This window comes from Sinanaerobacter sp. ZZT-01, from assembly GCF_035621135.1.
Classification (GTDB): Bacteria; Bacillota; Clostridia; order Peptostreptococcales; family Anaerovoracaceae; genus IOR16.
Window position 1 is genome coordinate 2,343,728 of record NZ_CP141728.1, and the last position, 22,665, is coordinate 2,366,392.

Annotated in this window: 20 protein-coding genes; 15 read left to right on the forward strand and 5 right to left on the reverse strand. The window is 36.8% G+C overall.

The genetic code is table 11. The features are described from left to right. Positions 1-3: 3 nt before the first annotated feature. Positions 4-1,596 carry a peptide chain release factor 3 gene (locus tag U5921_RS11185; protein WP_324823357.1) on the reverse strand — a complete coding sequence of 531 codons (1,593 nt, stop codon included), beginning with the start codon at positions 1,594-1,596 and terminating at the stop codon, positions 4-6. 188 nt (positions 1,597-1,784) lie between these two features. On the opposite strand from U5921_RS11185, the gene U5921_RS11190 reads away from it, so the two are divergent. From U5921_RS11190 to cmk, 3 genes are all read left to right on the forward strand, one after another. Further along, positions 1,785-2,117 (forward strand): YlmC/YmxH family sporulation protein, encoded by a 333-nt coding sequence (locus U5921_RS11190; RefSeq protein WP_324823359.1) that lies wholly within the window; start codon positions 1,785-1,787, stop codon positions 2,115-2,117. Positions 2,118-2,219: 102 nt separating this feature from the next. Further along, entirely contained in the window at positions 2,220-2,717 is a 498-nt protein-coding gene (gene nrdR / locus U5921_RS11195; protein WP_324823361.1) for a transcriptional regulator NrdR, read from the forward strand. Then, positions 2,686-3,351 carry a (d)CMP kinase gene (cmk, locus tag U5921_RS11200; RefSeq protein ID WP_324823363.1) on the forward strand — a complete coding sequence of 222 codons (666 nt, stop codon included), beginning with the start codon at positions 2,686-2,688 and terminating at the stop codon, positions 3,349-3,351. Before nrdR ends, cmk begins: the two co-directional genes overlap by 32 nt. A 64-nt stretch (positions 3,352-3,415) precedes the next feature. Here cmk and U5921_RS11205 read toward each other — a convergent pair whose 3' ends face one another. Next, positions 3,416-4,654: a DUF1015 domain-containing protein gene (locus tag U5921_RS11205; RefSeq protein ID WP_324823365.1), complete on the reverse strand. Its 1,239-nt coding sequence runs from the start codon at positions 4,652-4,654 to the stop codon at positions 3,416-3,418. Between the two features lie 163 nt (positions 4,655-4,817). On the opposite strand from U5921_RS11205, the gene U5921_RS11210 reads away from it, so the two are divergent. Further along, positions 4,818-6,503 carry a penicillin-binding protein 2 gene (locus tag U5921_RS11210; protein ID WP_324823367.1) on the forward strand — a complete coding sequence of 562 codons (1,686 nt, stop codon included), beginning with the start codon at positions 4,818-4,820 and terminating at the stop codon, positions 6,501-6,503. Positions 6,504-6,540: 37 nt separating this feature from the next. Here the strand turns inward: U5921_RS11210 and sigK are convergent, their stop codons facing one another. Next, on the reverse strand, positions 6,541-7,251 hold the full coding sequence (sigK, locus tag U5921_RS11215; RefSeq protein ID WP_324823369.1) for an RNA polymerase sporulation sigma factor SigK: 711 nt from the start codon (positions 7,249-7,251) through the stop codon (positions 6,541-6,543). A 481-nt stretch (positions 7,252-7,732) separates the two neighbouring features. Between sigK and U5921_RS11220 the strand changes: the two genes are divergently transcribed. Genes U5921_RS11220 through minD form a run of 7 tightly spaced genes read left to right on the forward strand, consistent with a single transcriptional unit; the run spans position 7,733 to position 14,984 of the window. Then, on the forward strand, positions 7,733-8,308 hold the full coding sequence (locus U5921_RS11220) for a Maf family protein (protein ID WP_324823371.1): 576 nt from the start codon (positions 7,733-7,735) through the stop codon (positions 8,306-8,308). A 38-nt stretch (positions 8,309-8,346) separates the two neighbouring features. Then, positions 8,347-9,051, forward strand: coding sequence for a RadC family protein (radC, locus tag U5921_RS11225; protein ID WP_324823372.1), 705 nt, complete (start codon positions 8,347-8,349; stop codon positions 9,049-9,051). Positions 9,052-9,091: 40 nt separating this feature from the next. After that, the gene (locus U5921_RS11230) at positions 9,092-10,126 is read left to right on the forward strand and encodes a rod shape-determining protein (protein WP_417765009.1); all 1,035 of its coding nucleotides are present in this window, start codon (positions 9,092-9,094) and stop codon (positions 10,124-10,126) included. 14 nt (positions 10,127-10,140) lie between these two features. Further along, positions 10,141-10,965 (forward strand): rod shape-determining protein MreC, encoded by an 825-nt coding sequence (mreC, locus tag U5921_RS11235; protein ID WP_324823375.1) that lies wholly within the window; start codon positions 10,141-10,143, stop codon positions 10,963-10,965. A gap of 21 nt (positions 10,966-10,986) precedes the next feature. After that, a complete protein-coding gene (gene mreD / locus U5921_RS11240; RefSeq protein WP_324823377.1) occupies positions 10,987-11,481 on the forward strand; it encodes a rod shape-determining protein MreD in 495 nt (164 codons plus the stop codon). Positions 11,482-11,493: 12 nt separating this feature from the next. Beyond that, the gene (locus tag U5921_RS11245; RefSeq protein WP_324823379.1) at positions 11,494-14,250 is read left to right on the forward strand and encodes a penicillin-binding transpeptidase domain-containing protein; all 2,757 of its coding nucleotides are present in this window, start codon (positions 11,494-11,496) and stop codon (positions 14,248-14,250) included. A gap of 14 nt (positions 14,251-14,264) precedes the next feature. Further along, positions 14,265-14,984: a septum site-determining protein MinD gene (minD, locus tag U5921_RS11250; RefSeq protein WP_324823381.1), complete on the forward strand. Its 720-nt coding sequence runs from the start codon at positions 14,265-14,267 to the stop codon at positions 14,982-14,984. A 113-nt stretch (positions 14,985-15,097) separates the two neighbouring features. On the opposite strand, the gene U5921_RS11255 is transcribed toward minD, so the two are convergent. After that, a protein-coding gene (locus U5921_RS11255; RefSeq protein WP_417765010.1) for an IS3 family transposase occupies positions 15,098-16,464 on the reverse strand; the annotation gives its coding sequence in 2 pieces (ribosomal slippage) (positions 15,098-15,987 and positions 15,987-16,464; 1,368 coding nt in all). A 464-nt stretch (positions 16,465-16,928) separates the two neighbouring features. On the opposite strand from U5921_RS11255, the gene U5921_RS11265 reads away from it, so the two are divergent. Continuing rightward, positions 16,929-17,552, forward strand: coding sequence for a hypothetical protein (locus tag U5921_RS11265; protein ID WP_324823386.1), 624 nt, complete (start codon positions 16,929-16,931; stop codon positions 17,550-17,552). A gap of 644 nt (positions 17,553-18,196) precedes the next feature. Here the strand turns inward: U5921_RS11265 and U5921_RS11270 are convergent. Next, on the reverse strand, positions 18,197-18,835 hold the full coding sequence (locus tag U5921_RS11270) for an FtsW/RodA/SpoVE family cell cycle protein (RefSeq protein WP_324823388.1): 639 nt from the start codon (positions 18,833-18,835) through the stop codon (positions 18,197-18,199). 221 nt (positions 18,836-19,056) lie between these two features. On the opposite strand from U5921_RS11270, the gene U5921_RS11275 reads away from it, so the two are divergent. The 3 genes from U5921_RS11275 to pduB all read left to right on the forward strand — a co-directional run bounded on the left by U5921_RS11275 (position 19,057) and on the right by pduB (position 22,660). Beyond that, positions 19,057-20,295, forward strand: coding sequence for a PocR ligand-binding domain-containing protein (locus U5921_RS11275; RefSeq protein ID WP_324823390.1), 1,239 nt, complete (start codon positions 19,057-19,059; stop codon positions 20,293-20,295). Between the two features lie 38 nt (positions 20,296-20,333). Beyond that, positions 20,334-21,386, forward strand: coding sequence for a helix-turn-helix domain-containing protein (locus U5921_RS11280; RefSeq protein ID WP_324823392.1), 1,053 nt, complete (start codon positions 20,334-20,336; stop codon positions 21,384-21,386). 470 nt (positions 21,387-21,856) lie between these two features. Then, positions 21,857-22,660 (forward strand): propanediol utilization microcompartment protein PduB, encoded by an 804-nt coding sequence (gene pduB, locus U5921_RS11285; RefSeq protein WP_324823394.1) that lies wholly within the window; start codon positions 21,857-21,859, stop codon positions 22,658-22,660. Positions 22,661-22,665 lie beyond the last annotated feature (5 nt).

Sequence of the window (22,665 nt, forward strand, 5' to 3'; positions counted from 1 at the left end):
CTATTAGATTGTAAGAATATGATTCACGTCCAATGCTTCAATCAATGTGATTTCTTTATAGCGCTCAATAAAGTAATTTAAAGTAAACTGATTCGCAAAGAGAATAAGAGGGCGTTCATAGTGATCGAAAACCAGCATGCATCTAGAATCCAAACATTCCTTAGCGAGCTCCAATTGCTCCGGTTTAATCCATCTTGCTACATTGAAATCCAAACTTTGCATCCGAATATCTGCATTATATTCATTTTTTAAACGATATTCAAAAACTTCAAATTGTAGAATCCCGACTGCACCGATTACAACCTCATTATATAAGTTACGGTATACTTGTATGGCTCCTTCTTGTGCGAGCTGCGAAACACCCTTCTGAAAGTGCTTTGCCTTTAAAGAATTTACAGGAGTCACCAAGGAAAACAGCTCCGGCGGAAAGGTTGGCAGAGGTTCAAAGAAAAGAGGCTCCTTGTTTGTTGACAGAGTATCTCCTATTTGGTAATTGCCAGTGTCATAAATTCCGATTACGTCACCTGCATAAGCTTTATCGATGGTTTCACGTGCATTTGCCATAAGCTGAGTAGATTGACTCAATTTAATCGGTTTGCCGGTTCTGGAAAGTGTTACAGTCATGCCTCTCTCAAATACCCCGGAACAGATGCGGAGGAAAGCCAAACGGTCACGATGTGCGGGATTCATATTTGCTTGAATTTTAAAAATAAATCCGGTGAAGTTTTTATCAGTAGGTTCTACTTGTCCGCTTGTTGTTTTTCTGGGACCCGGAGCAGGAGACAAATCAAGAAAATGATTCAAAAATGTTGTGACACCGAAGTCGGCAAGAGCTGATCCGAAAAAAACTGGTGAGAGTTTGCCTGCACGAATCTCTTCTTCATCATAAATGTTTCCGGCACCTGTAATCAATTCGATTTCTGCTCGAAGGCTTTTTAGGTTAAAAGAGGTGAGGATATCCTCTAATTCAGGACCGAAGACCCCGTCTTCTCCTAATGGAATGGTTTTCTTTTGCTTATATAGGTGAACCACATTTTCCAAGCGGTCGTATATACCTTGAAAATTTAATCCACAGCCGATCGGCCAGGTGACAGCAACAGATGGCATGCCGAGAACTTCTTCTAATTCTTCCATTGCATCGAGCGGATCTTTTGCTTCACGGTCAAATTTATTGATAAAAGTAAAGATGGGGATACCGCGCATACTGCAGACTTGGAAAAGCTTCTTTGTCTGTGATTCAATACCTTTGGCACCGTCGATAACCATAACGGCACTGTCTACCGAAGTTAAAATTCGGTAAGTATCCTCGCCGAAGTCATTGTGACCGGGTGTATCCATAATGGAAATTACTTTTTCTCTGTAATGAAACTGCATAACGGAAGAGGTAACTGAAATACCACGTTGCTTCTCAATTTCCATCCAGTCCGATGTTGCGAATTTTGCATTTCTTTTTGCTTTCACACTTCCGGCTTCGCGAATGGCACCGCCATGAAGGAGAAGCTTTTCAGTCAATGTCGTTTTACCGGCATCCGGATGTGAGATGATACCAAAGATGCGTCGTTTTTGTGTTTCTTCTTGTAATTGCTGTTCTGTCATATTTATAAAAAATCCTTTCTGATTAGAGAGTCTTTTCTGAATTTGAAATAGACCACAAACATAATATCATATTTTAAACCAATGTAACATATCTTTATTATGAAATAAATATTATGAAATTAGTATAAAAAAAGAAAATGAGTAAGAAGAAAGTTTAAATATGTTGACCGAATAGGGAGGATGCTAATATGATAAGTACACAAGACATTAAACAAAAAGAAGTGATTAATATCTATGATGGAAAGAGCCTGGGTTTTGTGGAGGATTTGGAAGTAAATTTAGAAAAGGGGACCATAGAAGGCATTATCGTACCTATGCAGCGTAGCTTTTTTTCATTTTTTGGACGCAATGACGAGCAGGTAATTAAATGGAAAGATATTAAAAGAATCGGTGATGATGTGATATTAGTTGATGTCAGTGCTGGATTTGAAGAAGAATTTATTTATACCTCTTCTAAGAAAAATAAAGGAATTAATATAAATATGGAAGATTTTACAGAAAACGGGGATTTAGAAGACTGATAAAAGAAAAGCCTTGCATAAACCAGTATAAATCGGTAAAATCTAGGTAATACATGAATCGCAAGGAAGGCAGTCAGACTGCCGGTAGAGGGGGAAAGACCTATGAGATGCCCATTTTGTGAAAATGCAGATACACGTGTAATCGATTCTAGGCCGACAGAGGAAGGACATGCTATTCGGCGCAGAAGGGAATGCGACAATTGCGGAAAACGATTTACTACTTATGAAAAAGTGGAAGCTGTTTTTTTCATGGTTGTAAAAAAAGATGGCAGCCGTGAGGCGTTTGATCGTAATAAAGTAATGAATGGAATTATAAAGGCTTGTGAGAAAAGGCCCGTTTCGATTGCATCCATTGAAAACATTGTCAATGAGATCGAGCGGGGCTTGAATAATATGATGGAAAAAGAAATTGAGAGCAAAATCATCGGAGAAGTGATAATGGAACACTTAAAAGATTTAGATGAAGTTGCATATGTTCGATTTGCTTCGGTATATCGTCAGTTTAAGGATGTCAACACTTTTGTTGCGGAAATTGAAAAGTTGCTTAGCCATGGTAAGGATGGAAAGGATGCGATTAAAAAATATGAAGAAGGCGTTTAAAATTGCAGTGGATGGTCCTTCCGGTTCCGGAAAGAGCACCATTGCAAAAAAGGTTGCAAAAAAGCTTGAAATTGAATATATTGATACAGGTGCGATGTACCGTGCTGTGGGATATAAAATGATCTGTGAGGGCATATCGAGAGGAGAAACAAATCGGATAAGGGAAATACTGAGCCGTACCGAAATTGATTTTCGAGGAACGGATATTTTTTTGGATGGGATTTGCATCAGTAATAAAATCCGTACTCCGGAGGTCGCAAAAATGGCGTCTTCCTTCTCGGCTTTACCGGAGGTGAGAGAAAAGCTTGTAGAACTGCAGCGAAAGATGGCAGGAGAAAAAAGCATCATTATGGATGGACGAGATATTGGTACAAATGTTTTATCCGATGCAGAATATAAAGTATTCCTTACCGCCTCTATAAGAGAACGAGCATTGCGCCGTTGGAAAGAAATGAAGGACAAGGGTGAAGAAATCTCATTGAAACAAGTGGAAGATGAAATGATTCAGAGAGATTTTAATGATGCGACTAGAACAATCAATCCTTTACGTAAAGCAAAGGGCGCTTTAGAAATTGACACGACGGAAATGACAATTGAAGAAGTGGTTGAAACGATTATTCAATCAATTAAATAAAAAAGGTGAAACCCGTAAATGGTTTCACCTTTTTTATCAAGGTTTTTCTATTAGAGATATTTCTTTATAACTCATGCATAAATAATCCACTCCCAAGCTTTGGCTCAAACCAAGTTGATTTAGGAGGCATGACCTTTCCCTCATCTGAAACGCTTAAGAGATCCGAAATAGAAACCGGATATAAGGCAAAAGCAATCTGCATATCCGTCTGGCAACGCCGTTCCAGTTCTTTTAGTCCGCGAATCCCACCAACAAAATCAATTCGTTTGTCAGTACGAGGGTCTTTAATCCCTAAGAGTGGGTCCAATACATTGTTTTGCAGTATGGATACATCTAAGCCTTCAATAATATCTTCTGACAGAATCGAGTTTTTAGCGGCTAGCTTATACCAGACATTATCAAGAAACATGGAGAAAGTATGCTTTTCATCCGGAACATACGGAGTTTCCTGTGCGGGAGTTACTTCAAAATGGAATGATAGTTTTTTGAGAAATTGTTCCTTTGAATATCCATTTAAATCCTTAATGACACGGTTATAGTCATAAATCTTTAGGTCTTCATCCGGAAAGATGACTGCCATATAAAAATTAAATTCTTCTTCTCCTGTAAAGTTGGGAGATTCTTCTCTTCGTTTCAAACCAACCTTGACGGCTGAGGCGGAGCGGTGGTGGCCATCTGCAATATAGAGCGAAGGAATTTGATTAAATTGTTCCATGAGGAAGCGGAGAGTTGCTTCTTCATCGATCTTCCAAAGAATGTGACCAATTCCGTCTTTTGTTAAAAAGTCGTATTCAGGGTTATGGATTTGTGTCCATTCCTGGATTACTTCATCAATTGCCGTTTTTCTTCGATAGGTAAGAAAAACTGGTTCCGTATTTGCATTGCAAATATCAAAGTGACGAATACGATCCAATTCCTTCTCTATGCGGGTAAATTCATGCTTTTTGATGATATTATTTTGATAGTCATCAACTGATACACAAGCAACGAGTCCCGTTTGCATACGGCCGTCCATCGTTTGGCGGTAAATATAAAACATCGGTTTTTCTTCTCGTAGAAGAATCTTTTTTGTTAATAGTTCTGAGATATTCTGTTTCGCTTTTTTATATACTTCCTCACTATAAGGATCGTTGCATTCAGGCAAGTCAATTTCTGAACGGCAGACATGTAAAAAGCTATAAGGATTTCCAGATGCCATCTCTGCGGCTTCCGAACGATTCATTACATCGTAGGGAAGCGATATTACTTGATTTGCAAACGCTGCTGCGGGTCGTATTGCTTCAAACGGTCTTATTATTGCCATGATATCCTCCAATCAAACGCTGTTCTAATATTCATAATTATAGAGCTTTTTTTTTCTTATTTCAATGTTATTGTTTTCACAGGCATAAAATCTCTACTCTTTGGAAAAAATTTTATATAGAAGAAAAAGTAGTGAAATGTAAAGAAGTATTGTGAGAAATAATATGAAAAAAGGTTCTAATCAAAAGAATACAAGCATAAAGAAGAAGAAAGAGAATAAAAGGGAAGACAAGCAGAAGCAGCGTCTGATGATTTGCATCGTGTTTTTTTTTCTATGTTTATTTGGACTGGCCGTTAAACTGACTTGGATACAATTAATCGATCAAGGACAATATGTATCTGTCATTAACCGTCAGCATAGAATTATGATCGAAGGTGTTGACAAACGTGGTGTCATCTATGATCGCAATCAAAATCCGATTACAGATGCAGTGGAAGAGTATGTATATATTATTCGAAAGGAAAGTGTGACGGCTGAAAGCAAGAAGTTGTTAAATAGAATGAATGCAAAAGCTATTCGCAGTGATAATTTCCGATATTATGTTTATCGCTGCGATACTTTTTATAAAGAGGAATCAAAAAAATTGGAAAAAGAATATGGCGCATTTATAATGAAGACGAAGCAGCGCTATAGCGATGAACAGCCTGCGGTCCATTTAATAGGTTATTTGAATGGTGCAGATGGGAATGGAGTTTGCGGATTAGAAAAGGACTATGATGATTATCTTTCTCAGCAAGAAAAGAGTATTTATTCTGTGGGGGATGGAAGTGGTTATATCATCCCGGGGCAAGGGATTCATGGAACAACCGGAAAAGAAGTCGGACTTTTGACAACAATCGATTTGCCAGTGCAGAAAAAGGCGGAATCGGTATTAAGGAAAAGTGGCTTAGATGGCACAATTATTATTACAGATGTAAGAAATGGAGCTGTTTTAGCTGCTGCAAGCAGTCCCACCTTCGATCCCAATAAAGTAGAAGAATATCTTAGAAGCAAAGGAAAGGAATTAATGAATCATGCAACACAAGGGCAATACCCACCGGGGTCTGTATTTAAAATGGTTGTTGCCGCTGCTGCTTTGGAAAATGGGATAAGTCCGGATACGGTTTTCACTTGTATTGGACATGAAGATTTGGGTGGAATATCTATCAAATGTGCAAGCGGAGGTGAAACAGGGCATGGTGAGATTTCATTTGAAGATGCATTTGCTAAATCCTGCAATGCAACCTTTATTCAAATCGGAAAGCAACTAGGTGGGCAGACTATTTTAGATATGGCTCGTTTGTTTGGCTTTAATGAAAAAACATTGACAGGCTATTCTTCAGAAAAGGCGGGAAATCTTCCTTCACTGCAAGATGCACAGGGAGCTGGTATTGGGAACTTGTCCATCGGACAGGGAACTTTACTGGTTACACCGATGCAGGTTGCGAAGATGACACAGATTATTGCTAATGACGGAGCGTGTACAGGGCTTCAATTGGTTCGGGGAATCGTAACAAATGGAAAACAAGAACTATTTCCCAAGACAGAAATTCAGCAATGTATTTCCCGGGAAACGGCGGAGATTTTGCAACGATTTATGATTGATACTGCAAAATATGGAACTGCAAATAATTTGGGAGATTTATCAGCTGGTGGAAAGACAGGATCAGCGGAAGCAGCAGATAATGGAGAAAGAGTAGTGCATGGCTGGTTCACTGGATTTATTCCGGCACAACACCCTCTATATACAATTACGGTATTTGTAGAGCAGGGAGGCTCTGGCAGAGCATCTGCTGTTCCGATATTCAAAGAGATAGCAGAGAATTTGTTGCTTTCAACGAGTAAAGATGGTTCGGAAGAAACGAGATAAGTCTTAAAAATTTGCAAGGCTTATCTCATACTTCCGTTTAAAGTTCCAATTCGTCAGAAAACGCTTCTTTTAATTTTGAAATAGCTTTTTTTTCAATGCGGGATACATAGGAGCGGGAAATACCAAGCTCTTTTGCCACTTCACGCTGGGTTTTACAGCCCTGACCGGACAAACCAAAGCGCTTAATGATGACGCTGCGTTCCCGGTCCTTTAAAAGATCGGTAATTGCAGTATATAATTTCTTGACCTGTATTTTATTATCAATATCATCTAAAATGGCATCGGCATCAGTACCTAAAATATCATTAAAGCTAATTTCATTGCCATCCTTGTCAGTTCCAATTGGATCATTCAAGGAAATTTCGACTCTTGCTTTTTTGTTACTTCGGATGGACATTAGGATTTCATTTTCAATGCATTTAGCTGCATATGTAGCTAGGCGTACTGATTTGCCTATTTTATATGTATTTACAGCTTTGATCAATCCGATTGTACCGATTGAAATTAAGTCATCTGGGTTTTTTCCTGTGTTGCCGTATTTTTTTGCAATGTGAGCTACTAATCTGAGATTGCGTTCCACTAAAATGTTTTTCGCTTCCTTGTCTCCTGATTCATAAAGCTTTAAATAGTAAGCTTCTTCTTTATCAGTTAAAGGTTGAGGAAAGGAATTGCCCATAGAAACATAGGAGGAAAGCAATACCAGGGGATTAGATAGCAGCAGAGAGGTGAGGATTAACGATAGGCTCATTCTGTGATTCCCCTTTCCTAAATTGTCGGTCAATGTTAGAAGTATATGAAAGGAAATGGAAAATAGTGCCTGTCAGGAAAAAGAAATGTCAGGTAAAAGTATTTTTATGATTTACCTGGTATGATATTAATCCTTTGATTAACACATCCGGCAATCAATCGGTTGATCTATTTGCAGCTTTTGACGCAGGCATTCCAATTTGTCCTGCGTTCCGTGAGTAATCACCTTTGTTTTTGCAATAATATGTGCAGTTTTTACCTCACATTCAATGCAATAGTTTGCTTAATTCATTATATACAACCATCTTTTTTAGGCTCTTTGTCAGCATATCGGCTTAACGTTTTTTATAAGAATGTTCTTATATTAATTCATGTTTTTTCACACGTTTATACCTTGTATTAAGCAACTCAAAATGCTACAATGATATGTACGCATAGTTTGACAAAATGTACAAAAAAATGATACACAATGAGGAATAAGAATGAAATCCAAGATGATTCTAGCTTCTGGTTCACCTAGAAGAATAGAGATGATGCAAAAACATGGTATTTTTCCACAGATAATGAAACCGGAAGTAGATGAAACACTTCCGAAAGATATCAATGCCTGTCAGTCAGTCATGTATCTTGCCTTAAAAAAGGCACTTCATGTGGAAGAAAAATGTCGAGAAGGGATCATTTTAGCAGCGGATACTTTGGTATATAAGGACGAAACTATTGGGAAGCCAAAGGACTATGAAGATGCTGTTCGAATATTAAAATCCTTACGAGATCAAAAGCATTCTGTTCTAACCGGAGTCGCGATCGTAGAAGTAAACACAACAAATAGAAGAGTTTTCTATGAATCAACGGAGGTCATTTTTAAAAAATATTCCGATCAGGATATTATAAATTATATAGAAAGTGGCGAGGCATGGGATAAAGCGGGAGCTTATGCTATACAAGGCAGCTTTTCTAGGTATATTGATGCGTTTATAGGAGATTATGATAATGTAGTTGGATTTCCGTGGAAGCGTATTCTGAAGGAATTAGATATTCTCGGTTTTGGGGAACTGTAATGAGAGGTTTCTTTCCTGATTAAGGAAGGAGATTCAGTGTGAAACAAGAGAAATTAAAAGGTTCAATCACAATAAAAGAAATGCCGCAAGAGGAACGTCCGCGTGAAAAAATGATGAAGTATGGTGTTTTTTCTCTATCTAATGTTGAGTTGCTGTCTATTTTAATTGGCAGTGGGACAAGAAATACAACGGCATTATCATTAGCAGCAAGGATTATATCTCTTGAAAAAGATGGAATTTCTTTTTTAGGGCATTGTTTACCGCAGGATTTGTGTGCAATTAAAGGGATTGGTATGGCAAAATCGTGTCAGATTGTTGCTGGGATTGCACTTGGGAAGCGAATTGCAACCCAACCAAGAGGTAAACGACTTCGTATTGGTTCGCCTGACGAGGTTGCAGCGCTTTTTATGGAAGAATTGCGTTACTTAAAAAAAGAATTTTTTCGAGTTTTACTATTAAATACTAAAAATGAAATCATAGGGATGGAAGATGCATCTATAGGAAATTTAAACAGCTCAATCGTTCATCCACGTGAGATTTTTTGTTCTGCGATTAAAAAAAGTGCTTCTTCCATGATTGTCGTTCACAATCATCCCAGTGGAAACCCGAAACCAAGCCAAAATGATTTGAATGTGACAGTACGTTTAGTGGAGGCAGGGAAATTATTGGGAATTTCTGTAGTGGATCATTTAATCATCGGCGATGGCGTCTACATTAGTTTAAAAGAAAAAGGCTTGCTTTAAATTTGCAAAAAAATGCAAAATATATAGGGGGAAAATGACAATGAATTTTAGATTTTTTTCACAGGATTTAGGAATTGATCTAGGAACGGCAAATACGTTGATTTATTCAAAAAATAAGGGAATTATATTAGATGAGCCATCTGTAATTGCAATGGATGAAAGTACACATCAAGTTTTGGCAACTGGGCATGAAGCAAAAGAAATGCTTGGAAGGGCACCGAAGCATATACGCGTTGTCCGCCCTTTGCAGGATGGCGTGATTTCTGACTTTGTAATGACACAGACCATGCTTAAGGAATATTTAAATAAGGCTGTAGCGCAGCGCTCGGCATTTACACAAATTCGTGTAGTTGTAGGGGTGCCTTCCGGTGTGACAGAGGTGGAAAAGCGAGCGGTGGAAGAGGTCATACGCCAGATGGGAGCAAAGGATGTATATATCTTGGATGAACCAATGGCAGCAGCTATTGGCTCGGGTCTTGATGTAGATGCAGCAAATGGCTGTATGGTTGCTGATGTTGGAGGAGGAACTTCAGATATTGCCATTATTGCTTTAGGTGGTATCGTTGAGAGCACATCTTTACGATTTGCCGGTGATAAAATGGATGAAGCAATCGTAGCTTATATGAGAAAGAATTTTAACCTTCTGATTGGAGAAAAAACTGCCGAAGAAATAAAGAAGACAGTCGGCTGTGTATTTCCTGATGAGGAAACAGAGAATATATCTATGGAAGCAAGAGGGCGAGATATTATCAGTGGTTTGCCAAAAACTATCAACGTAACGTCTTCGGATATTATGAATGCATTGGAAGAGCCAATCGGCACGTTGATTGAAGGAATTAAGACTACACTGGAGAAAGCACCACCTGAATTGGCCGCAGACATTGTTAATAATGGTTTGGTACTAACTGGAGGTGGTTCCTTGCTTCGTGGTTTAGACAGGCTCATTAATTATAGTACTGGTATGCATGTAACAGTTGCAGAAAATGCTTTAGAGGCGGTTGCCGAAGGAACGGGAAAAAGCTTGGGAAGCATCGAAGGGGTAAAACGACACGCATACAGAAATAGAAAGTATTAATGGAGTGAAGAGCAGTGAAGTGGTTTAGGGAGCACACGAGACTTGCAATTATAATAGGTGCCTTTTTAATTTTAATTGTTATTATTGCGGTGTCCTTTTTAAATAAAGGAAACAGTTCTTGGTTTGGGAAAAAAGTTGAAGGAGGCCTTACAAAGGTACAAGAACCTATTTCCAGTGCCGGGAATGGAGTCAGCAATGGGATTTTTGGGATTTTTCGTTTTCGGTCAATTGCAAAGGAAAATGAAAAATTGAAAGAGGAAGTCTCAACATTGAATCAACAGATTATACAAAATCGACTGAGTGAGCTGGAGCTTGCGGAGTTGCGTGAGCTATCAAACAGTTTAAATTATGTAGGTGGTGAGAGGGAGTATGGCTATGTCACTGCGGATGTAATTGCCTTAGATGGTTCAAGCTGGTTTAATCTATTTACCATTAATGCAGGAAAAGAAGAAGGAGTCATAAAGAATTCGATTGTTGTCGGTGGTGATGGCTTGATTGGTCGTGTACTGGAGGTCGGAAGCCACTGGTCAAAGGTTATATCGCTGATTGATGAAAACAGCAATGTTAGTTTTCAGGTATCACGAAATTTGCAGCTTCTTGGAATCTTATCCGGTGATGGAAAAGGAAGTTTGAAAGGATATATGTTAGATCCGGAGGCGACGGTCGGAGAGGGAGATATGCTTCTCACTTCAGGCATCGGTATCTACCCGAAAGGGATTCCGATTGGAAAGATAAGCAGCGTTACTTTAGATACAGATTCTCTCTTAAAAACGTTGACAATAGAACCAGTCGTCTACTTTAAAAATATTCAAAAGGTTACCGTTATTATTCCAAATTAATCAATATAGAGAGGCGGAGGCGTGAAATACGGTCATTCATTTATACTCTTTTTAGCTGCATTTTTATTGCAGTCAACTGTATTAAATCATTTAAGTTTTTTCGGTGTAACACCCAATTTAGTTTTATGTCTTGTAATAGTTTTGACTTTCTTATATGATGAATACCCTGGTATTGTGGGGGGTTTATTGTTTGGACTAATACAAGACTTGTGCTTTGGGGAAATAATAGGGATTGCTTCTTTGGCTTATTTCGCCATAGGCTTAAGCATTTTATATGTAAAAAAATTATTGTATCAGGATAATGTGCTATCCATATTATTCATAACGATAAGCAGTACATTGGGCTATTATTTAATATATTGGGGAGTTTTCTTTTTATTTAACGGGCACTATCATTTTTTATATATGGCTAAAATATTGCCGATTTCTATTATTTATAATAATATCTTTACGATTTTCTATTATTTAATTATTGGAAAAACATTGGAAAAAAATCCAAAAGATCGGTATGTTTAATGGAGATTTTCTATGAATCATTGGATTAAATCAAGAAATAATCAAATATTACTAGTTACATGCGTCTTAATGAGTATGCTTTTAATGCGGCTATTTTTTCTCACGGTTATTCAAGGAGGAACTTGGGCTGAAGCAGCTAAAAGCTTAAGTGTTAAGAAGCTCTACACCGTTGCACCTCGCGGTCAAATTTATGATCGCTATGGAAGAGTGCTGGCTGGAAACAAACCAAGTTTTACAGTGCATTTCAGTGCCGGAGAATTGAGTGATGAGGAGATTAATCAAGAAGCTTTGCAGTTAATTGGAATTTTAGAAGAAAACGGCGAGGTATATCGAGACAACTTTCCGATCATGATGAACGGAAACGGCGGTTTTTATTACACTTTCGATCGAACCATTGAAGAATGGCTGATCGCACAGGGAATGCCGACTACTTTTACGGCAGAACAGGCATTTAATGAAATTCGCAGAAGAAATAGTATAGACGAGGGCATGAACGAATATGAGGCACAAGCCCAGCTACAGACTGTATACAATGTTTATCCGCCAATATCTGTAAAAAATATGGAGTTCTTAGAAACGCTCGAATTAAATAGTTTTTTGGACCGCTATTATTTGAAACATGATTTATCTGCAGAAGAGACCTTCTATGCATTACGCGAAAAATGCAAAATTGACCCATCCATTTCAGATTCACAGGCAAGAAAAATTTTGATGATTCGAAATGAGCTGGCAGCACAAGGGTATCGGCGTTATATTCCGGCTACCATCGCAAAGGATGTAGCAGATCGGACCATTATTACCATTGAAGAGCGAAGCTCAGATCTGCTGGGAGTTGATGTCGTTGCCGAATCAGTCCGCTATTATCCGAATGAAAATACAGCGTCGCATTTAATCGGATATTTGGGGCAAATATCTGAAAGTGAAAAAGAAAGCTACATGGAAAAAGGATACAGTCTCAGTGATATGGTTGGAAAAGACGGTATAGAGAAAAAATATGAAGAGGATCTAAAAGGTGTAGACGGAGTTAAGAGTGTAGAAGTAAATGTGCATGGTGAACAAACCCGTGTAATTAACGATACAAAAACGGAAAAAGGAAAAGATGTTTATCTCACAATTGATTTAGATATTCAGAAAACAGCAGAGAATGCTTTGGAGCAAGCTTTACTTGCGATTCAAAGGGGCGGTTCATTTCAAAGCAAATGGGGTAACTATAAATACGGAACCGCATATCCGAATGCAAATGTAGGTGCCGTGGTTGCATTGGATTTAAAAACCGGTAATGTATTGGCGATGGCAAGTTATCCTGACTTTAATCCAAATTTATTTGCGACAGGAATTTCAAAGGAAGACTGGCAATCTTTGCAGGGAAAGAATTTACGTGATCCGCTTTCTCCGGTACCCTTATTTAATGTAGCGGCAAGAACTGCAGTTCAGCCTGGTTCAACTTTTAAGCTGGTCACAGCAACTGCTGCATTGGAAAGTGGTTTAGACCCGCAAAGAAAACTTCGTGATGGCGGATATATTGCATTAGGAAAGAGTACTTACGGGTGCCTTTTATGGAACCGCTATAAAAGAACTCACGGGCTTGTAAACTTGTATGAGGCGATTGAGGTATCTTGCAATTATTATTTTTATGACTTGGTATCCAATAAGGACTATACAAAGGGAACTTCACTGGGCTTAGATCGTTCTATGGGTATTGAAAAAATTATGGAATATGCACAGCAGTACGGACTGGGACTGCCGACCGGCATTGAAATATCAGAGACGGTTGCTTCGGTGCCCACGGCAGAAGGGAAAATGAAAAACACCAAAAGATCATTACACAATATATTGTTTAGCCGAGCCGAACTGTATTTTACAAAAGAAACGATTTCGAATAAAGAACTGTTGAATACTTATATAGATGAAATTGTAAGTTGGACAGAGGAAAATCCGACTTATTCTGAAACTCTAAAAAGAATGAAAAAGATGGGCTTAAAAGAAGAAATGCAAGATACTGTTGCTCAGTTGTGTAAGTTTGATTATTATAATATGGCGACGTTTACAACCGGCGATGAATTAATTATTTCCATTGGGCAGGGGGAAAATTCATATACTCCTCTTCAAATGGCAAATTATATTGCAACTCTTGGGAATAAAGGTGTCTTAAATCAGGTGAGTGTCGTAAAAGGAGTGGAAGGTACTGGAACAGTTGAAAAAGCATCTGGGACAAAGATGAATGTTACAGATGATTCCATTTTTGATGATATGATTGAAGGAATGCGGCGTGTTGCAGTGGGTTCACAGGGAAGTGCAAGAGCTGTTTTTTCTAACTTTCCGGTAAGTGTTGCAGCTAAGACTGGTACTGCGGAAAGGGGCGGAAAGATTAATCCACCGGATGAAGTTGAATATATAAAGAAGTATCTTCCAAGAATATCCAGTCGGTTACAGTGGAGTGATGTAGAAAAAGAAATGTACCGTCTGATGGATGAATATCCCGACTTATATCAAACAAAAAATTATGCTGTTCGTCAAGCAGTTATGCTTTTAAGTGATGGAAAAGTGACTGAAGAAAGAATTGACGCATACAAGGCGGATTATGATAACTTTGCATGGTTTGTATGTCTTGCGCCGGTTGAAGATCCGCAGATAGCGATTTCCGTTTTACTTTTCCAAGGTGGGTCCGGAGGATATGCTGCACCGATAGCAAGGGAAATCATTGCACAGTATATGGGGTTAAACCAAACTTATACAGATTATGATTTGAGCACCAAGATAACACAGTAAGGAGTAAAGAGAGTATGAACGAAGTCATAGTAATCGCCTCAGGAAAAGGAGGCGTAGGCAAAACAGTTTTTGCAGCAAATATGGGAGCTGTATTGGCTCAGCGTGATGCAAAAGTGTTGCTTTTAGATATGAATATGGGTTTACGAAATCTTGATCTCTGCTTAGGAATGGAGAGTCGTGTTGTATATGATGTTGCAGATGTATTATCTGGAGTATGTCGTTTGAAGCAAGCGTTGATAAGAGATCGGCGTTTTTCAGAGCTTTATCTCATGTCAGCCGCACAAGGCAAAGAGACTACCGGAGTGGAAATAGAGAAGGTAACAGCTCTTTATGAAAAACTAAAAGAGATGTTTGACTATATCATTGTGGATGCACCGACGGGGATCGGGAGAGGATTACAGCTCGCAGCAGCAGCAGCAGATCGAGCTGTAATTGTGGCGATTCCGGAATATGCATCCTTGCGGGATGCCGATATGGTCGACCGTATCTTAACAGATTACGGGATTACAAAGAGAAAATATGTGGTCAATAAAGTAAAAGCGGATTTGTTTGGACAGGGGAGTTTTCCCAGTCTGGAAGAAATGTCAGAGGTTCTGCGCATGGAGATGGCTGGAGTCATTCAATATGATGAAAACATACATATTGCCGCAAATAATGGCGTTCCGATTGTATATAAGAAGGGTACATACGTTTCCGATAATTTTAATCATATTGTAGACCGTATTCTGCGATAAGATATAGTATGAATGCTCAGTGCATTATTATAAATTTATAATAATGCACTGAGCATTTTTTGTATAAAGAAAACCATGCGTTATGGACTGAACCCCAAATGTTAGACAGTTTATTATGCAATCTTTAGGGACTGAATCCTGTACTGTACAGGACTTAGTCCTTTTAATTTACTTTTAATCCGTCTGTTATTGTAATAGTATATGTAACTTTCAAGCTCTAAAATAAAATGTTCTGTGCTTTCAAATTTATGTTTGTAAAACATTTCTGTCTTTAATATGCCAAAGAAATTCTCCATGACTGAATTATCCAGACAATTTCCTTTTCTGGACATACTTTGCTTAATGCCTTTTTCTTTTAATCTAAATTGATATTTTTTCATCTGATATTGCCAACCTTGGTCAGAATGCAGAAGAAGGTCTATATTATTAGGTATTTTTTTAAACGCTTTATCTAGCATATCCATTGTTTGACTAAAATTAGGGCTTCTAGATATGTTGTAACTAATGATTTCACCATTGTATAAATCTAGAATTGGTGATAAATATACTTTCTCTCCATGTAACGAAAATTCTGTTACATCTGTTACCCACTTTTGATTTGGCTTATTAGCTTTAAAGTTTCGCTGTAGAAGGTTTGGTGCTACTTCTCCAACTTCACCTTTGTAGGAGCGATATTTTACTTTTCTTATTTTACATTTAATACCATTTCTATTCATTAGTTTTAAAACTGTTTTATGATTAATGTTATACCCTTGATTTTTCATCTCAAGTGTAATTCGTCGGTAACCGTATCTTCCTTTATTATCATGAAAAATTCGCTTAATACATTCTTCTACCTCAGCATATTTGTTCTGTTGTTTCATACGCTTTAGATAATAGTAAAATGTACTCCTTGGCATTTTTGCGAATGTCAACAAATCCGTCAATTTGTGTATCCGCCTTAATTCATCAATGACGGTAGCTATTTCCCATTCTCTCGGGCAATTCTTTCCTGAACTAAGGCATTTAATTTTTTTAGGTAATCATTCTCCATACGTAAACGCTGAACTTCTGCAATAAGATCTTCTTTTGTCTGCTCATTCATCTGTTTTGGTTTTGCTTGTTTTTTAGTATCCATGTTTTTACAACGACCTCTACGCTCTTGGCTAAGAGCAGCAGGTCCCTCCTCGTAATATATACGTTCCCATTTGCTAACAGTAGGATGTTGCGGGATGTTGAACTTTCTAGCTGTTTGTCTTATTGAAAGACCGTTTTCATGCATATATTCTATAACCTTAACCTTAAAATTTCCATCATAATATTGGGCTTTTGAAACAATTCCTTCAATTCCTAAGGCTTCATAATAGCTAACCCACCTTTTAATGACAGATACATCTGTATTATATAGTAGTGCTACTTCTTTCTTTGACAGATGTTGCTCAATAACCATGGTTACTGCTTTCATGCGATCCTCATCAGAGAACTTCCTTCTTCTAGACATAAATAATGCACCTCCAAAAATTAGATTTTAATGTCTAACATTTGGGGTGCACTTCATTAGACGCGTGGGTGGTTTTTGAAATTAAGTAAGTTAATAACCAAATTGAAAGGACATGGGAATGGAGCTAAAGTATAAAAGAGTATTAGGAACCCTTTTATTTTTACTGATATAAAACCCTTCTAATTGTAATGAATTGATTGTTATAATTCAATAAAATAAATTTTATCTATGATTTTATTTATAATGTAATAAACTACTTATTTTTTTTATTATGAAATATAATCTAATATTATTTATAATATAAAAATTTTGAATTTATCGCCTTGTTTCGACATATAAAAATAGAAAATTTTGATATACTTTATATGCGCGCGCATAAAAGAGAGTTTTTTATCATCAATTTTAGGACTGCATCAATTTCTAAAATTTAAAATGACAGGAGAACTGTTAAAAAGGAGAAAAAAATGTTAAAATCAAAATTATCTTTATTGAAGAGTCTTGCAATTGGTCTAGTATTTGTATTTTCAATGAGTACAGTTGCATTTGGAATGACAACTGATATTTCTGCGAGTGTTCAAGATTACAGCCAATATACAAGAGTAGTAAAAGGAACGGCCCCAAATCCTAATGATACTCCAGCAGATGTAGGAGGAACTGTTGTTGAAATTACAGATGAAAGTAGTATACCTATTGATAAAAGTGAAATAAAAAGAATAAAAATACAGCAGAATGATAGCCTAAATATAAGTCCGTTATCATATGTGTTTATTAGTGACCGCCAATCGAAAGTGAGTTGGAGTGGACAGTGGCTTTATGTCAACTATTCTTTTTCATCTAATCCATATAAACTCAGTAATGTATATTGGGATATGAATGTTAGAAAACCCTCTGGCTCTAAAATTGCAAATACTGTAACACTAGACATAACTCCTGAAACTCCAGATGTAGCGATAAATAAAACATTTGCAATATATACAGGCAATAATAATGATGTAAATGTACATAATTGGGATCACAATTTTTATTTCCAAAGTTACAACGGAAACTACGGTTTTAACGGTGATTACGTGTTGTCTTTCAGCCGATAGTATTTAGTAAGTTTCATCTTAAGAGCAGTTGTAATTGATTCACTAGTTGTAAATAAACTTGCCAAAGTTTCAAAAATACCTCATCCTTATGATGATTCTAAAGATGTCGGGAGTTATGTATTAGATGTCTCAGAAGTTGATGAGGGATTAATTAAAGCACTGCCTGACGAAACGATAAGTCAAACTAAATACCACACTGGAAGATTTGAAATAGGTAGTGCTACAGAATAGCTAATTCTCTATTAAAGCTTAAAAGCAAATAAAAAGCACTTAGATACAGCGTGGTAAATCAATCGGCTTTAAGTCCTGTTGAGCTCGCAAAGTGTGCGAAACAATAAACTACCCGCTATGTTGAAGTTGTAAAATGAAAGTAGACAAGGAATATAAACACCTTGCCTACTTTTTGTTTTTTAATTTAAAGGGGTGTGATATTATAGAACTTCCCAAAGGAACCAAAAGAAGAAATTGGAGTTATGAATAAAAAATTCAACAATGAGCCTCCTGCATATGCCTTAGGATATTTAAGCGCTGTTCAATATAAAGCCGAACAGGGCTTTCCTTAAGGTGGTTTTTAAAACTGTTTACATTGGATTGATAATTTCACTGAGCCGGCGATTATGATTTAAATTTGCAAAAGAAATAATTTAGAAATTAATTAATTTACTTCTCATTCCAATATTTAAAATAAGTCCAAGTGCAACCATGTTCGTGACGATAGAACTGCCACCATAGCTGATAAACGGAAGCGTGATGCCTGTTACCGGCATGAGCCCCATTGTCATACCGATGTTTTCAAAAATCTGAAAGGTAAACATCGCGAACATTCCGGTTACGACAAGCGCACCATACAAATTTTTTGCATTATCAATAATCCGCATAATGCGATAGAGAAACATAGTGTAGAGTCCAATTACAATTCCTCCACCCAGCATGCCTAATTCTTCAACAATTACTGAGAAAATAAAGTTTGATTTTTGAACCGGTAAGAATTTCAATTCTTTCTGCGTGCCTTGAAACAAGCCTTTTCCAAAAAAGCCTCCCGAGCCAACCGCAATTTTAGATTGTAAGACTTGATAATTTCCAGGCAGGGAAGTGTCAGAAGGATTTAAGAATGCATCAATTCTTATTTTTTGATGATAATCCATTAAAAAGTAAGCAATTGGCATACAAGCCGCAATGCCACCCAAGACCTTGGCATATAGTTTGCCATCAACACCTGCAGCGAATATCATAATTGCTGCGATGACGCAAAAGACTAGAACGTTTCCGATAATTTTAATCATATTGTAGACCGTATTCTGCGATAAGATATAGTATGAATGCTCAGTGCATTATTATAAATTTATAATAATGCACTGAGCATTTTTAATAAATTTTTATAATAGACAAAAATTTACTCTTTACGAGAGTTTTTATACATTGTAGTATGATATTTTTTTGTTATAATTAATTAAGCGAAAAATCCAACTATTTCATAAAAGGTAAAAGTGAAGAGAGGTAAGATATGGAGGCAATTAAATCTATTCACGACATGATTGATATAGAAGAGCTGCAACGAATTCAAGATAATTTTGCTGAATCAGTGGGGATGGCATTTATAACAGTGGATTATAAAGGAAATCCAGTAACAAAACAGAGCGGATTTACGGCATTTTGTGCAAAAGGTCGAAAGAATTCAAATTTTAAAGACCTATGCTACCAATGCGATGCCCATGGTGGATTACATGCGGCAATTACAGGAAAACCACATGTCTATATTTGCCACGCAGGCTTGATTGATTTTGCAGTGCCGCTAATTTATGAAGGAAATTATTACGGAGCGATTATGGGAGGGCAAATTGGTACTAATTATGAAAATCTTAAGGATTCCATTCAGCTGGAAAAGGTAATTGAGAGAAAATCGAATTGGGAGAATACACCTGAAATGATTGAAGCATCCCATAGCGTAAATAAAATTTCTATAGATCGAATCAATGCAGTAGTTCATTTAATGTTTGACTATATGCAGAATCTAATGGAAAAAGGGGATATCCAATTTACAAGGGATGAATTGGAGATAAAGCAATTAGAAATTCTAGAAGAGAAAAAAATCAGACTTGATTTGGAGAAAAGAATAGAGGAAAGCAAATTTTTATCTTTAACAGGTATGAAATATTCTTCCTTATTTTCTATACTAAGCGTAATCTCAAGGCTGGCTTACCTGGAAAGTGCAAAGAAAACAGAAAGTTCAATTTACATATTGGCTAATATGCTTCGCTATACTGCCGAAAATATGAACAATCAAATAAGTACATTAGGAGAAGAGATTACCTTTGTTGAAAATTACTTAAAGTTGCAGAGCATACGGTTAGAAAGCAAACTAAAATTTGAAATAAGTGTGGATGAGCAGTATTATAATGTAAATTGTCCCCTTATGATGATTCAGCCGATTGTTGCATACGTAATCGAGTTTGCGATAGAGCCAAAAAAACAAGGAGGGGAAATAAAGATACATTGCATCCAAAAAGAAAATGACATAATTATTTCAATTGAAGACAATGGGATTGGGATGCCTGCAGATACGATTGAGAGTATTATGAATGAAGATTCAATCATGAATTTAGAAACGGATCGCTTTGAGCTACATAAAATCAATAAGTGCTTAATCGGGTTATTTGGTAAGAAATATAAACTAGTGATTAAAAAATTGACTGACGAAGTAGGCACTGTGGTGAATTTAAAATTACCTATCAATAGTATATAGTAAAATGATTTACGGAATAAACTTTTGGAGGGAGCAGAATGTGTAATGTGCTTATTGTAGACAATGATAAAATTGAAAGATATGTCACCAAAGATATTTTGAAACATCATTTTAATAATGTAAAAGATGTCTTTGAAGCAGAAAACAATGAAGAGGCTTATAAATTATTAGATGCGAGCGTCATTGATCTGCTGATTTCTAATTTTTCAAATACAGGTTTAAACCTAATGAGTCTTGTCAAATTTACAAAAATAAAAAATCCGGATGTATCTGTTATTTTGACGACAACAAGGAGTGAGAAGGAAGTAGCTCACGCTGCGATGAAATTAAAAGCCAATAGTTATTTGTTAAAACCGTTTAGTCCGGATTTATTATTATCTACTGCAAAGCCCTATATTGAAAAAGAAAAAATAGTAGATAGGGACGTTCCGTTTACTAAGATTGAAGAGGCTTTAAAACAATTAAGAGCGGGCATCAGAGAGCATCTTTATAAAAAGTGCATCGTTTATGCAAAATCGTATTTGAATGACATATATAATGAAGAGATGGATACGAATCAAAGATGTGATATGGTCGTAGGATACCTGCAGGGCATTACAAAAATCGCGGAAGAATACAGCTTAGATAATATCGATATTTTTAAAACGGTAACAAAAGAAGTCAAACTTAGATTCGATAAATATGGCATGAGGTATCATTCTTATTTATTAGTTACAGATATGCTTACACAAATGTTTGATGAATTAGATAAAGATTATCATTATTCCGATGAAATTACTAAAGTCTTAAATTACATTGACAAAAATATTAAATTTGGGATTACATTAGAAGAAGCTGCGAATTATATAAATATGAGCGCTTGCTATTTTAGTAAACGATTTAAAAAAGTGACGAAGAATAACTTTATTACATATATTACAAACAGTAAAATCGAGCTGGCAAAAGAGATGCTGCGTTATACAGAAATGCCGATTCTTAATATCGCGTATGAACTATCCTATAACGAAACCAATTATTTTAGCAAGGCCTTTAAAAAGAATGTGGGTATAACCCCTTCGGAGTATAGGGATAAATGTTTAAAAGCAAATTAAAAATGAAAGATATAAAACTCTGCTTGAAGTGAAAAAAATTACACTTTAAGCAGAGTTTTTATTTTTAGGATTTTATAGGATAAGTAATTATTTGGCTTTTAAAAGAGCTCCATTTATAGGAGATGGATCGTTCAAATAAATTTATTCCATTTTTTTAGTTTCTATTTTTGTCTTCTTCCTATAAAAAATTGATTTGAAATCCTTTTAATGAAACTTTCATACATTAAAAAGCAAAAATTCACATTACAAATCATTGCATGACAAAAAAATTCCTTATTAAAATGAAGATTTTTTAGGCAATTTAATGCATGATATCACCAAGAAAATTCATCGTGATCTTTATTTCGCTTCTATATAATACCCTACATAAAACGATTTAGCAAAAATTCAGAAAAAGGAGGTTCCATTACCAGAAAACTTAAACGGTATTCAATGAGTCAAATAAAGAATCGAGTATGGAGGTATTTTAGATGAAAGATGAATTGATGAGCAAAATTGTAGAAGAAGTGATGAAGAAGGTTGACCGCAATGAGCAAGTAAAAGAACAGCCTGCATCACAAGCTTGTGCGGTTGGCTGTTGCGGATTAACTGAATTTGTCGGGACTGCTGTTGGAAATACGATTGGGTTAGTCATTGCAAATGTAGACCACCAAATCCATGAAAAGATGGGCATTGACAAAAAATATCGGTCAATCGGTATTATAGGCGGAAGAACAGGGGCGGGGCCTCAGATTTTTGCGGCAGATGAGGCGGTAAAAGCTACGAATAGCGATATTTTATCCATTGAACTGCCAAGAGATACGGAAGGTGGAGCAGGACATGGTTCCTTGATTATCTTCGGTGCAGAGGATGTATCCGATGTACGAAGAGCCGTTGAAGTGTGCTTGAAAGATTTGGACAGAACTTTCGGGGATGTATACGGGACTTCGGCAGGGCACCTTGAATTTCAATATACAGCAAGAGCAAGCTTTGCCTTGAATAAAGCATTTGGTGCACCAATCGGAAAGTCATTTGGTATCACAGTAGGCGCACCGGCAGCAATCGGGGTTGTACTTGCAGATACAGCAGTGAAAGCTGCGACTGTAGATGTGCTTGCGTATTCCAGCCCGGCAAATGGCGGAACGAGTTATTCAAACGAAGTTATTTTAGCATTCTCCGGTGATTCCGGAGCCGTTAAACAAGCGATTGTAGCAGCGAGAGATGTTGGTAAGCAGTTACTTGGCGCATTAGGCGGTGGTCCGCTTGAATCAACAACTACGCCTTATATACTATAGATTTT

What these genes read in the sequence shown, in the direction of transcription:
- U5921_RS11185 (WP_324823357.1), bottom strand. Translation starts at nt 1,596, where the DNA reads ATGACAGAACAGCAATTACAAGAAGAAACACAAAAACGACGCATCTTT.
- U5921_RS11190 (WP_324823359.1), top strand. Translation starts at nt 1,785, where the DNA reads ATGATAAGTACACAAGACATTAAACAAAAAGAAGTGATTAATATCTAT.
- nrdR (WP_324823361.1), top strand. Translation starts at nt 2,220, where the DNA reads ATGAGATGCCCATTTTGTGAAAATGCAGATACACGTGTAATCGATTCT.
- cmk (WP_324823363.1), top strand. Translation starts at nt 2,686, where the DNA reads ATGCGATTAAAAAATATGAAGAAGGCGTTTAAAATTGCAGTGGATGGT.
- U5921_RS11205 (WP_324823365.1), bottom strand. Translation starts at nt 4,654, where the DNA reads ATGGCAATAATAAGACCGTTTGAAGCAATACGACCCGCAGCAGCGTTT.
- U5921_RS11210 (WP_324823367.1), top strand. Translation starts at nt 4,818, where the DNA reads ATGAAAAAAGGTTCTAATCAAAAGAATACAAGCATAAAGAAGAAGAAA.
- sigK (WP_324823369.1), bottom strand. Translation starts at nt 7,251, where the DNA reads ATGAGCCTATCGTTAATCCTCACCTCTCTGCTGCTATCTAATCCCCTG.
- U5921_RS11220 (WP_324823371.1), top strand. Translation starts at nt 7,733, where the DNA reads ATGAAATCCAAGATGATTCTAGCTTCTGGTTCACCTAGAAGAATAGAG.
- U5921_RS11230 (WP_417765009.1), top strand. Translation starts at nt 9,092, where the DNA reads ATGAATTTTAGATTTTTTTCACAGGATTTAGGAATTGATCTAGGAACG.
- U5921_RS11245 (WP_324823379.1), top strand. Translation starts at nt 11,494, where the DNA reads ATGAATCATTGGATTAAATCAAGAAATAATCAAATATTACTAGTTACA.
- minD (WP_324823381.1), top strand. Translation starts at nt 14,265, where the DNA reads ATGAACGAAGTCATAGTAATCGCCTCAGGAAAAGGAGGCGTAGGCAAA.
- U5921_RS11265 (WP_324823386.1), top strand. Translation starts at nt 16,929, where the DNA reads ATGTTAAAATCAAAATTATCTTTATTGAAGAGTCTTGCAATTGGTCTA.
- U5921_RS11270 (WP_324823388.1), bottom strand. Translation starts at nt 18,835, where the DNA reads ATGATTAAAATTATCGGAAACGTTCTAGTCTTTTGCGTCATCGCAGCA.
- U5921_RS11275 (WP_324823390.1), top strand. Translation starts at nt 19,057, where the DNA reads ATGGAGGCAATTAAATCTATTCACGACATGATTGATATAGAAGAGCTG.
- U5921_RS11280 (WP_324823392.1), top strand. Translation starts at nt 20,334, where the DNA reads ATGTGTAATGTGCTTATTGTAGACAATGATAAAATTGAAAGATATGTC.
- pduB (WP_324823394.1), top strand. Translation starts at nt 21,857, where the DNA reads ATGAAAGATGAATTGATGAGCAAAATTGTAGAAGAAGTGATGAAGAAG.